Source organism: Jejuia sp. G7-7 (assembly GCF_055808955.1).
Map to the genome: position 1 here is coordinate 354,201 of NZ_JBVVSZ010000002.1, position 13,087 is coordinate 367,287.

At 38.7% G+C, this 13,087-nt stretch carries 9 protein-coding genes and 1 tRNA gene; 4 read left to right on the forward strand and 6 right to left on the reverse strand.

All coding sequences use genetic code 11. The features are described 5' to 3' along the window. Positions 1 to 2: 2 nt before the first annotated feature. From AC0L5U_RS11760 to trxA, 6 genes are all read right to left on the reverse strand, one after another. Entirely contained in the window at positions 3 to 650 is a 648-nt protein-coding gene (locus tag AC0L5U_RS11760) for a hypothetical protein (RefSeq protein ID WP_473416596.1), read from the reverse strand. Continuing rightward, positions 650 to 8,260, reverse strand: a complete 7,611-nt coding sequence (locus tag AC0L5U_RS11765) for a DUF7507 domain-containing protein (RefSeq protein ID WP_473416597.1) — start codon at positions 8,258 to 8,260, stop codon at positions 650 to 652. Before AC0L5U_RS11765 ends, AC0L5U_RS11760 begins: the two co-directional genes overlap by 1 nt. 652 nt (positions 8,261 to 8,912) lie before the next feature. Beyond that, positions 8,913 to 8,986 (reverse strand) — tRNA-Asp (locus AC0L5U_RS11770). 141 nt (positions 8,987 to 9,127) lie between these two features. Beyond that, positions 9,128 to 10,057 (reverse strand): DUF58 domain-containing protein, encoded by a 930-nt coding sequence (locus AC0L5U_RS11775; RefSeq protein ID WP_473416598.1) that lies wholly within the window; start codon positions 10,055 to 10,057, stop codon positions 9,128 to 9,130. Further along, positions 10,058 to 10,600 (reverse strand): ClpP family protease, encoded by a 543-nt coding sequence (locus AC0L5U_RS11780; RefSeq protein ID WP_473416599.1) that lies wholly within the window; start codon positions 10,598 to 10,600, stop codon positions 10,058 to 10,060. 80 nt (positions 10,601 to 10,680) lie between these two features. Beyond that, on the reverse strand, positions 10,681 to 11,001 hold the full coding sequence (trxA, locus tag AC0L5U_RS11785; protein ID WP_473418281.1) for a thioredoxin: 321 nt from the start codon (positions 10,999 to 11,001) through the stop codon (positions 10,681 to 10,683). Positions 11,002 to 11,330: 329 nt separating this feature from the next. Here trxA and AC0L5U_RS11790 point away from each other — a divergent pair, with 329 nt between their 5' ends. From AC0L5U_RS11790 to AC0L5U_RS11805, 4 genes are all read left to right on the forward strand, one after another. Then, positions 11,331 to 11,762, forward strand: coding sequence for an SRPBCC family protein (locus AC0L5U_RS11790; protein WP_473416600.1), 432 nt, complete (start codon positions 11,331 to 11,333; stop codon positions 11,760 to 11,762). Continuing rightward, the gene (locus AC0L5U_RS11795; protein ID WP_473416601.1) at positions 11,752 to 12,078 is read left to right on the forward strand and encodes an ArsR/SmtB family transcription factor; all 327 of its coding nucleotides are present in this window, start codon (positions 11,752 to 11,754) and stop codon (positions 12,076 to 12,078) included. The genes AC0L5U_RS11790 and AC0L5U_RS11795 overlap by 11 nt, the downstream gene beginning before the upstream one ends. Positions 12,079 to 12,186: 108 nt before the next feature. Next, on the forward strand, positions 12,187 to 12,420 hold the full coding sequence (locus AC0L5U_RS11800; protein WP_473416602.1) for a thioredoxin family protein: 234 nt from the start codon (positions 12,187 to 12,189) through the stop codon (positions 12,418 to 12,420). A gap of 64 nt (positions 12,421 to 12,484) precedes the next feature. Beyond that, entirely contained in the window at positions 12,485 to 13,087 is a 603-nt protein-coding gene (locus AC0L5U_RS11805) for a MarR family winged helix-turn-helix transcriptional regulator (RefSeq protein ID WP_473416603.1), read from the forward strand.

Consider the following 13,087-nt stretch of genomic DNA (forward strand, 5'->3'; position numbering starts at 1 on the left):
ATTTATTTTTTCTTACGCTTAGCATATAATTGTAAATTTACTGATTTAGAAGTAGTCCCCGATTGGAAACCTCTTCCTAAATTAGGATTCAACTGATTTTGAATATCAGAATTTTGAACCTGTCCATTCATATCCAAATCTGCATCCGATAAGCCACCTGTTCCTAGTAAGGCCTGAGTATCTACTTTATCAGAATTTTGTATTTGACCATTTCCATCGCAATCTCCAGAGTATAAAGCAACAGCACCATTTGTAAATTTCCAAGCACCATTAATACCTCCGTTAATAAAACCTAGGTCATAAGTAAAGTCTAAACTAACCGTTAAACAATAGCTTAAATTTTGCGCTAGAGAAGTTAATATTCCTAAGTGATTACGATGCGCTATCATTATATGATATTGATCATCTGGAACGTCAAAACTAATTGGCGAAATTCCATCTATTGCACTAACAATATCTCCATCTCTCTGAATTAATGCAGAAACCGCACCAACAACGTCTATCTTATTACTTGCACGTAACTCTATCCATACCCAATCAACAATTGCATTCTCCCCTGCAACACCAAGCACATCAAGTGTAGTATTGATTTGATCAAGATAAGGACTGTTTATAGATAATAAACCACTAACTCTTAAATAATCGGTCATTAATCCTGAGTTGGGGTCATATGCACCTCCAGAAATGCTTTCAAGTCTAAATCTATAGAAATATCAGGTTCTGAAATAGTCACACTACAATATGATTTAGCTCCATTAGCATCCGTAATTACAACTGTATTCTCCCCAGACACTAATGCAATAGCTGTTGCATTGGTTTCTCCATTACTCCACATATAAGAATATGGTGCTGCTCCTCCAGAAGCATTTACAGTTGCAGATCCATCATCAGTTCCATGACATGTAACATCAACAACATTATTTATTTCACATTCAAGTGTATTTGGATTTGTAATAATACACTCCGTTTCATCTTGACAGTCTAATCTAAAGTTAAAATCTATCTTCCATTTACGTTCATCTCCATCTGGTCCCATCCAACCCCATCCGGAAACACCATCTGCACCAACATTACTATCAAAAAGTGCTGCTCCTGGACCAACTTGTACCCCATAAGTTGGTGAAGGAGTAGGGTCTGGTCTATGTGTTATCTTAAAGGTGCCTGCATCATAACAGTCTCCTCCCGTTGCAACGGCAAAACTTTTATCTCCGTCTATTAGATAATATGATAAAGGATTTGCTGTTATCCCCGAACAACCTTCTTCTTTGAGTGTCCCACCCGAAGCACTCCAAGCATTCCAATCTTTTTTATCTTTTAAAACCACATATAATTCAACATCACAATTTCCTCTTCGGGTTGTACCTGTTAATAAAGCAGTACCATCATTATATTCGGTAAAAGTCATTGTTTGACTAACATCACTTAAGAAAAACCCTGAATTGCTATCAAAGTTTTGTTGTTCAAACCAATAGAAGTTATAATATGGTATGCCATCTGAATGACAAAAATCTGCGCCAATTACATTACATGTTCTATCAATAATATCCTCAATAACTTTAACAGTAATGGTTGCTGTATCATCTGGACAATTGCCACCATTTGAAACCGTATAGATTATTTCATAATCGCCTGCCGCTAGTCCTGTAGTATCAAAGTCTGAACCGTTCAATCCGCTACCAGAAGTAGAGAACATTCCTCCAGAAACCGATGTTAAAGTGTTTAGATCAACAACTGTCCCTTCGCAAACTTCTGTACCATTATCCCCACCAGCGTATAATGGCTCATCTATTTCTATGGTAAAAGTTGTAGTGTACGAACAGTTGCTACCATACATTACTGTAAAATTATAATCTCCAGCTTTTAGATTATCAATATCTTCTGTACTAGCTGTATAGCCATCTGGACCTGTCCAAGCAAATGTATATGGTGAAGATCCACCACTCATATGCACATCAATTGATCCATCATCACCTCCATTAACACATGATACATCAATTCCAGTAGCTGTTACTAATAATATTGGTGGAGCATGTACTTCATAGCTTCCAGTAGCAGTACAGCCATTTGCATCAGTTACTGTAACATTATAAGTCCCTACAGATAATCCTGCAATAGATTGTGTTGTATCACCGTTGCTCCAATTATATGTATATGGTGCTTTACCAGTTGTTACGTTTACTGTTGCTGTACCGTCTTCAGATGAAGTAAATTCGTCGTTGCAGCTTATGTTTGTTCCAGATATGTCTACCATTAATATATTAACCGTTACTGTTACTGTCAAGGGTGCACCACATTGACTCGCTGTATCTGGTGTGAATACATAGTCCGTATCTCCCGTGATGCTCGTGTCTATGCTCGATGCTGCCCATGTACCTGTAATACCATTATCTGAAGTGCCTGGTAAAACATCTGCCGTGGCATCTTCACAATAGGTCGTCTCAAAACTGAACGTTGGGATTACTGTTGGATTAACCGTTACTGTTACTGTTAAGGGTGCACCACATTGACTCGCTGTATCTGGTGTGAATACATAGTCCGTATCTCCCGTGATGCTCGTGTCTATACTCGATGCTGCCCATGTACCTGTAATACCATTATCTGAAGTGCCTGGTAAAACATCTGCCGTAGCATCTTCACAATAGGTCGTCTCAAAACTGAACGTTGGGATTACTGTTGGATTAACCGTTACTGTTACTGTTAAGGGTGTACCACATTGACTCGCTGTATCTGGTGTGAATACATAGTCCGTATCTCCCGTGATGCTCGTGTCTATACTCGATGCTGCCCATGTACCTGTAATACCATTATCTGAAGTGCCTGGTAAAACATCTGCCGTAGCGTCTTCACAATAGGTCGTCTCAAAACTGAACGTTGGGATTACTGTTGGATTAACCGTTACTGTTACTGTTAAGGGTGCACCACATTGACTCGCTGTATCTGGTGTGAATACATAGTCCGTATCTCCCGTGATGCTCGTGTCTATACTCGATGCTGCCCATGTACCTGTAATACCATTATCTGAAGTGCCTGGTAAAACATCTGCCGTGGCATCTTCACAATAGGTCGTCTCAAAACTGAACGTTGGGATTACTGTTGGATTAACCGTTACTGTTACTGTTAAGGGTGCACCACATTGACTCGCTGTATCTGGTGTGAATACATAGTCCGTATCTCCCGTGATGCTCGTGTCTATACTCGATGCTGCCCATGTACCTGTAATACCATTATCTGAAGTGCCTGGTAAAACATCTGCCGTGGCATCTTCACAATAGGTCGTCTCAAAACTGAACGTTGGGATTACTGTTGGATTAACCGTTACTGTTACTGTTAAGGGTGCACCACATTGACTCGCTGTATCTGGTGTGAATACATAGTCCGTATCTCCCGTGATGCTCGTGTCTATACTCGATGCTGCCCATGTACCTGTAATACCATTATCTGAAGTGCCTGGTAAAACATCTGCCGTGGCATCTTCACAATAGGTCGTCTCAAAACTGAACGTTGGGATTACTGTTGGATTAACCGTTACTGTTACTGTTAAGGGTGTACCACATTGACTCGCTGTATCTGGTGTGAATACATAGTCCGTATCTCCCGTGATGCTCGTGTCTATACTCGATGCTGCCCATGTACCTGTAATACCATTATCTGAAGTGCCTGGTAAAACATCTGCCGTAGCGTCTTCACAATAGGTCGTCTCAAAACTGAACGTTGGGATGATTGTATCTCCTACCGTTACTGTTACTGTTAAGGGTGCACCACATTGACTCGCTGTATCTGGTGTGAATACATAGTCCGTATCTCCCGTGATGCTCGTGTCTATACTCGATGCTGCCCATGTACCTGTAATACCATTATCTGAAGTGCCTGGTAAAACATCTGCCGTGGCATCTTCACAATAGGTCGTCTCAAAACTGAACGTTGGGATTACTGTTGGATTAACCGTTACTGTTACTGTTAAGGGTGCACCACATTGACTCGCTGTATCTGGTGTGAATACATAGTCCGTATCTCCCGTGATGCTCGTGTCTATACTCGATGCTGCCCATGTACCTGTAATACCATTATCTGAAGTGCCTGGTAAAACATCTGCCGTGGCATCTTCACAATAGGTCGTCTCAAAACTGAACGTTGGGATTACTGTTGGATTAACCGTTACTGTTACTGTTAAGGGTGTACCACATTGACTCGCTGTATCTGGTGTGAATACATAGTCCGTATCTCCCGTGATGCTCGTGTCTATACTCGATGCTGCCCATGTACCTGTAATACCATTATCTGAAGTGCCTGGTAAAACATCTGCCGTGGCATCTTCACAATAGGTCGTCTCAAAACTGAACGTTGGGATTACTGTTGGATTAACCGTTACTGTTACTGTTAAGGGTGTACCACATTGACTCGCTGTATCTGGTGTGAATACATAGTCCGTATCTCCCGTGATGCTCGTGTCTATACTCGATGCTGCCCATGTACCTGTAATACCATTATCTGAAGTGCCTGGTAAAACATCTGCCGTAGCGTCTTCACAATAGGTCGTCTCAAAACTGAACGTTGGGATGATTGTATCTCCTACCGTTACTGTTACTGTTAAGGGTGCACCACATTGACTCGCTGTATCTGGTGTGAATACATAGTCCGTATCTCCCGTGATGCTCGTGTCTATACTCGATGCTGCCCATGTACCTGTAATACCATTATCTGAAGTGCCTGGTAAAACATCTGCCGTGGCATCTTCACAATAGGTCGTCTCAAAACTGAACGTTGGGATTACTGTTGGATTAACCGTTACTGTTACTGTTAAGGGTGCACCACATTGACTCGCTGTATCTGGTGTGAATACATAGTCCGTATCTCCCGTGATGCTCGTGTCTATACTCGATGCTGCCCATGTACCTGTAATACCATTATCTGAAGTGCCTGGTAAAACATCTGCCGTGGCATCTTCACAATAGGTCGTCTCAAAACTGAACGTTGGGATTACTGTTGGATTAACCGTTACTGTTACTGTTAAGGGTGCACCACATTGACTCGCTGTATCTGGTGTGAATACATAGTCCGTATCTCCCGTGATGCTCGTGTCTATACTCGATGCTGCCCATGTACCTGTAATACCATTATCTGAAGTGCCTGGTAAAACATCTGCCGTAGCGTCTTCACAATAGGTCGTCTCAAAACTGAACGTTGGGATGATTGTATCTCCTACCGTTACTGTTACTGTTAAGGGTGCACCACATTGACTCGCTGTATCTGGTGTGAATACATAGTCCGTATCTCCCGTGATGCTCGTGTCTATACTCGATGCTGCCCATGTACCTGTAATACCATTATCTGAAGTGCCTGGTAAAACATCTGCCGTGGCATCTTCACAATAGGTCGTCTCAAAACTGAACGTTGGGATTACTGTTGGATTAACCGTTACTGTTACTGTTAAGGGTGCACCACATTGACTCGCTGTATCTGGTGTGAATACATAGTCCGTATCTCCCGTGATGCTCGTGTCTATACTCGATGCTGCCCATGTACCTGTAATACCATTATCTGAAGTGCCTGGTAAAACATCTGCCGTGGCATCTTCACAATAGGTCGTCTCAAAACTGAACGTTGGGATTACTGTTGGATTAACCGTTACTGTTACTGTTAAGGGTGCACCACATTGACTCGCTGTATCTGGTGTGAATACATAGTCCGTATCTCCCGTGATGCTCGTGTCTATACTCGATGCTGCCCATGTACCTGTAATACCATTATCTGAAGTGCCTGGTAAAACATCTGCCGTGGCATCTTCACAATAGGTCGTCTCAAAACTGAACGTTGGGATTACTGTTGGATTAACCGTTACTGTTACTGTTAAGGGTGTACCACATTGACTCGCTGTATCTGGTGTGAATACATAGTCCGTATCTCCCGTGATGCTCGTGTCTATACTCGATGCTGCCCATGTACCTGTAATACCATTATCTGAAGTGCCTGGTAAAACATCTGCCGTAGCGTCTTCACAATAGGTCGTCTCAAAACTGAACGTTGGGATGATTGTATCTCCTACCGTTACTGTTACTGTTAAGGGTGCACCACATTGACTCGCTGTATCTGGTGTGAATACATAGTCCGTATCTCCCGTGATGCTCGTGTCTATACTCGATGCTGCCCATGTACCTGTAATACCATTATCTGAAGTGCCTGGTAAAACATCTGCCGTGGCATCTTCACAATAGGTCGTCTCAAAACTGAACGTTGGGATTACTGTTGGATTAACCGTTACTGTTACTGTTAAGGGTGCACCACATTGACTCGCTGTATCTGGTGTGAATACATAGTCCGTATCTCCCGTGATGCTCGTGTCTATACTCGATGCTGCCCATGTACCTGTAATACCATTATCTGAAGTGCCTGGTAAAACATCTGCCGTGGCATCTTCACAATAGGTCGTCTCAAAACTGAACGTTGGGATTACTGTTGGATTAACCGTTACTGTTACTGTTAAGGGTGCACCACATTGACTCGCTGTATCTGGTGTGAATACATAGTCCGTATCTCCCGTGATGCTCGTGTCTATACTCGATGCTGCCCATGTACCTGTAATACCATTATCTGAAGTGCCTGGTAAAACATCTGCCGTGGCATCTTCACAATAGGTCGTCTCAAAACTGAACGTTGGGATTACTGTTGGATTAACCGTTACTGTTACTGTTAAGGGTGCACCACATTGACTCGCTGTATCTGGTGTGAATACATAGTCCGTATCTCCCGTGATGCTCGTGTCTATACTCGATGCTGCCCATGTACCTGTAATACCATTATCTGAAGTGCCTGGTAAAACATCTGCCGTGGCATCTTCACAATAGGTCGTCTCAAAACTGAACGTTGGGATTACTGTTGGATTAACCGTTACTGTTACTGTTAAGGGTGCACCACATTGACTCGCTGTATCTGGTGTGAATACATAGTCCGTATCTCCCGTGATGCTCGTGTCTATACTCGATGCTGCCCATGTACCTGTAATACCATTATCTGAAGTGCCTGGTAAAACATCTGCCGTAGCGTCTTCACAATAAGTCGTCTCAAAACTGAACGTTGGGATTACTGTTGGATTAACCGAAATAGTAATCATACCAGTTACAAAACACCCTTCAGCAGCTTCACTTCTTACAAAATAATCGCCCGCATCATCTGAACTTATGGTTGTATTAGCAATAGGGTTTGTATCATTATCTGCATCATTTTGAGTAGAATGATAAGTTACAACAACTCCATTCGTTGTGACTAATGTTGATAAATCAATATTACCCTGATTATCTGCACAAACTGAGCCATTATCTGTAGTTAAATTTGGAACTGTACACACAACTAAAGTCGCTGTAGCATCAACAACGTCAGAAAAAACATCCTGACCAATACCATCCTGCCCTTTAGCAAACGCTTGATTTGTTATGAATCCTCTTGTTATATCCGCCTGAAGAATCGAGTAAGACCCTGTGAATATCCATGTCTCTGAAGTTTCTAGGATATTATCACCATCGTCACCAGACACATAAGTTCCTGAACCAATAACATCATCAGTAACGGTAGGGTTTGTAATATCTACATCTGATGTAACTTCATATTGATAATTTACAATATCCCCAATACTAGAAAATGGATCTCCAGAGGTTATGGTTTTAGTTATATATAAATTAGATGGCGTAACACATGTTCCATTCTCTGTTACATGATTATAAATAAATGTAGATTCATTACCATTTGAATCAGTAAATATTAAAATATAAATACCAGCCTTTATAGTTGCAGTAGCATATGTTCCAGTTGTATAACTACTTGTTCCAAAAACTAAAGCTGAATTTCCGCTTTGTTGTAATGTGTAAGGTCCGCATCCGCCTATGTCATTTAAGGTCATTGAGAAATAACTATTACTAGAAGTACAATTTTGACCAGTTTCTTCATCTTGAAAAATAATACTTAAGCATCCATTATCAGAAGTTTGTCCACAACCAATGGCTTCAGAAATATCATAATCTGTTGGACAATCCCCTGGATCATGAGGTATTCCTGAAGAATATGTAAGCGTTATTGGTGAATTATTCCCATTACTTCCTCCATCATCTCCAGTAAAGCTAAAAACCACACCATTTATAGTAATAGATCCTCCTGAACAATTTTCCTCATTTCCACCTATGAGATTACCACCGTTCCGAGTCACGAAATCACAAGCCACATTTTGATCGGCTGCTGTATTACCAGCATCAAACTCAAATGTGAATGCCAAATCACCCATATGATTAATACACTCGGTAACTAGCAGGGCATTGTGCAAAAGAATTAGGAATTCCTAAAAACAAAAAAGTCAAAAACAGCAACAACTGCCTTTTAACTTTAAACTTTGAGAATAATGTATTGCGAAAAAAGTGACAAGACTGGTTTTTGTAGAACGTAAAATTGTGCATAATGATTGGTTTTAGCAATTAAACCAAACACTTACAGGTTACATGGTTAGTGTAAATTTGGGTTGAAGACCATTAATCAACTAAAAACACTATTAAATTTACTTTAGGGAGGAGAATAATTTTTAAGTTTCTAAACAGATAAAAACAGTTTAAAATATAAGTATTGTTCTGATTATGTTGATAATAGCAGTTTAAATGTAAGAGATTATTTTGTTTTAACATTTCATCAATACTAGTTTTCGCTGAAATGACTAATATAAACGTTTAACGGAGAAACGTTTAAAATGGTATGATTATGTCGATTAAACCTCTTCAAAACAAAAAAGCATCCCAATCTTCTTATTCAGAAAAAAGGAAAGCTTTCCATTGGTTACCAATAAAATTGGTAAACTACATCACGCCTAAGGGCGTGAACAACACAACATCTTAATACTAAAAAAGCTCTAATTTCTCAGAGCTTTTTTGCAATATTTGCGGTCTGGACGGGACTCGAACCCGCGACCTTCGCCGTGACAGGGCGACATTCTAACCAACTGAACTACCAGACCGTTGCGTTATTGCGGTTGCAAATATACACGCCTTTTTTTATATGTCAAACCTTTTTTGAAGTTTTTTAAATAATATTTCCATTATATTTTCTCTAAAAAGGAAGGCTTTAATAATTGTTTAATTTTCAACTTAATTGTACCTTAACCAAACTTCTGTCGTTCCACCATATAAGTTGTTAAGATGGCATTAAAATCTTTATTAATATCAGCTTCAACATATTTTATTTTATACTGCGCACATTTTAGGCGTAGGCTTTCAAAATATGCATCAACCGTTTTACTGTAGTTCTCTTTTATAGTATCTGCATATAAATTAATATACTCACCAGTTTCAACGTCTATGAAACGTTTGGGTTTATTATCGAAATCGAACTGAAGTTCTTTTTGCTTATCAAACACATGAAATAAAATCACTTCATGTTTATTGTATTTTAAATGTTGTAATGCTTCAAACAATTTCACATCGTCTTCAGAAGTTTGAAACATATCTGTAAATAAAAAAATCATAGAACGCCTATGAATCTTTTCAGCTATTTCATGTAAATATTTATACGTTTCTGTTTTTTTGTTTTGAGGTATAGAACCTACAGCATCACTCAAATGACTCAACAACATTTGATGATGGCGTTCACTTCCCTTTTCAGGTGCATAATAATCATAATTATCACTATAAATACTCAACCCTACAGCATCACGTTGCTTCTTTAAAATTTGCATTAAAGAAGCCGCTGCCAATACCGAAAACCCAACCTTATTTAAACTATCAATTGAAAATGTATCTAGCTTAGGATAATGCATAGAACTACTATTATCCAGTATAATATGACAACGTAAATTTGTCTCGTCGTCATAACGCTTTGTGTATAGCTTATCTGTTTTTGCAAACAATTTCCAATCTATATGTCGGGTACTTTCACCCCGATTATAGATTTTATGTTCCGCAAATTCTGCTGAAAATCCATGAAACGGACTTTTATGCATACCAGCAATAAAACCTTCAACTACCTGTTTTGCAAGTAATCCAAGGTTTTTAAATCCTTCTGCTTTATTAAGTTCGTTTTGTAGATTCAATTATATCACTTTATCAACAATACCGTAAGCCACAGACTCTTCAGCACCCATCCAATGGTCACGATTAAAATCTTTCATTACTTTTTCATAATCCTGTCCACAGTTATCTGCTAAAATTTTAGCACTTAACTCTTTGGTTTTTAAAATCTCTTGAGCTGTAATTTCAATATCACTAGCTTGTCCGCGAGCGCCACCACTAGGTTGGTGAATCATCACACGCGCATGAGGTTGAATAAAACGCTTTCCTTTTGTACCAACCGATAATAAAATAGACCCCATAGAAGCCGCTAAACCAGTACAAATAGTAGATACATCACTTTTTAAAGATTTTATACAATCGTACATGGCAAATCCAGATGTTACATAACCTCCAGGACTATTAATATACAATTGGATATCCTTAGTTTCTAGAGCATCTAAATACAATAATCTATCAATCACATGTTTAGCCGACTTATCATCCACCTGACCCCACAAAAACACTTTGCGTTCTTCAATTAATTTGCTATCAATAGCATCCTGCACTTTTATTGGTTTACTCATAATATGTTTTAAATTTTAGTCTAAAATAAAAAAAGGTTTACCATAATGGCAAACCTTTTCAATTTTCTTTTCTTATAAATCTATAAAAGCGAGTCAATCGCCTCAGTATATGCATTTTTAGGAGCAACTCCAACTTGTCTACCAACAACCTCTCCGTTCTGAAACACCAAAACAGTAGGTATATTACGCACACCATATTTAGCAGCAAACTCTTGGTTCGCATCAACATCAACCTTTCCTACAACAGCTTTCCCGTCATATTCATCGCTAATTTGTTCAATAATTGGCCCAACCATTCTACATGGCCCACACCAAGCTGCCCAAAAATCAACCAAAACAGGTTTTTCACTCTTTAATACCGTTTCTTCAAACGTCGCATCTGTTATCTCTAATGCCATAATATATTTATTTAATAAGTTCTTAATTCATTTTAATTACACAAATTTAGTCAAAAAATATTCCAAAGCTTACAAACCGTCAATTTGTTTTCCCTATAACGGCATCAGTTAGGTTTATTTCTATAATTTGGGCGCAACCACAAGGGTCAGGCTATCCGTTTAAAGTCCTCGCACTTACTTCGTCAGGCTTTGAGCTTTCCTCTACTATCCCTTGCGTGGGTGCAGAACACCAATTGAAATTTAATACGCAACTAAAAAGTTGCATATTAAATTTATTTACTTTAATTTAGCAACCTCAAAGTCGCATATTAATCAAAAAAACGAATACACTTATGAAAGATTCAATCAAAAAAGAAGTGACCTTTAACAACGCTATAGACCAAGTTTGGAATGCCATTTCAAAAGCCGAAGAAATATCTACATGGTTTATCCCAGCCGATTTCAAAGCCGTAAAAGGATATAAATACCTATTCACTTCCCCGCCAAACGAAAAAGGCTGCACCACCATTGGTGGAGAAATTTTAGAAGCAAATCCTTATGTTTTAGTTTACACATGGATTGTTGGTGGAACCGAAACCGAAACCACCGTAAAATGGGAACTAGAATCCACCGCTGAAGGCACAAAACTAACTCTAGAACACACCGGTATTTCAAACTACGCAGGCGAAACTGCTATTGAAATGTTCGAAAGCTTTAATGGTGGATGGGACAATTGTATTAATGGTTTAACTAACTATTTAAAAGAATCAGTTAATGCAGGATAAAATCACCAGACTTTTTAAAGCCATTGCAGACCCAACAAGGCGTGATATATTTCACGCCTTGGTTATTGCAACCTCGGCATTATCAATCACTCAAATCTCAAATCAGTTTGAAATGACGCGTCAAGGTGTCACCAAACACATTAAAACTTTAGAAGAAGCGGGATTAGTTTACATTAATTCTCAAGGTAGAGAACGTTTTTGTAATGCCAACCCCAAAGAACTTCAAGACCTTAATAAATGGATTAAGTTCTACGAGCAATTCTGGGATGATACATTGGGTAGCTTAGGGGATTATTTGGATGGTAAACCAATTTAAATAGTTTGGTATTCTCTCTAAATTTTAAAATAATGTTCAAAATATTTTATTTAGTTAGGATTCCTTACTATATTTACACATCGTTTAATCTCTAAAAAAAACATAATCATGAGTAAATCAGTTTTTTATCACGCAGGATGTCCAGTATGTGTTAGTGCAGAACATGACATCGTTGAACTTATCGGAAAAGACAATGTAGACATCGTCCACTTTGGCGAGGATTCATCACGAATTTCCGAAGCCGAAAACGCAGGAGTAAAATCAGTACCGGCATTAGTAACACCCACAGGTAATGTACTACACATCAACTTTGGTGCTTCCATGGCAGATGTAAAAGCTTAATTTTGGTTTTAATAGTTAGGATTACTAACTTAGTCCCGTCAAAATTGGCGGGACTTTTTTAGTTATGAGCGATAGTATTTTTAATCCAAATCATCAAGAAACCGATATTTCAAGTAAAATAGTAGTTGGACTCGAGCGTATTTCTGAAGCTTTCAAAGTTTTACTTTGGGAAAAAGCAAAGTTGCTGGGGTTAAGTCCTATTCAAATTCAAATCCTCATTTTTATCCAATACCATAAATTGGAGTATTGCAACGTGAGCCATTTAGCCAAAGAATTTAACGTTACCAAACCCACGATAAGTGATGCGGTTCGTGTGCTGGTCAAAAAAGGTTTGGTTCAAAAAGTAACTTCTTCTTCAGATAGTAGAAGTTATGCGATTCAACTATCAGAGCAAGGAAAAGTAATAGTTTTAGAAACTGAAAACTTTGCACATCCTTTAAAAAAACAACTTAATGAAATTGATAATGATGACTTAGAACAAACTTTCAAAACCTTAAGCACATTAATTTATAAGTTGAATAAAATAGGTGTTTTAACGGTGCAACGTACGTGTTATGCCTGTAAGTTTTATCAAAAAAACAACAATCAACATTTTTGTAATTTGTTGGAAAAAGAATTATTGAATTCTGAAATACGGATTGATTGTCCCGAATTTGAGGGAAAGTAA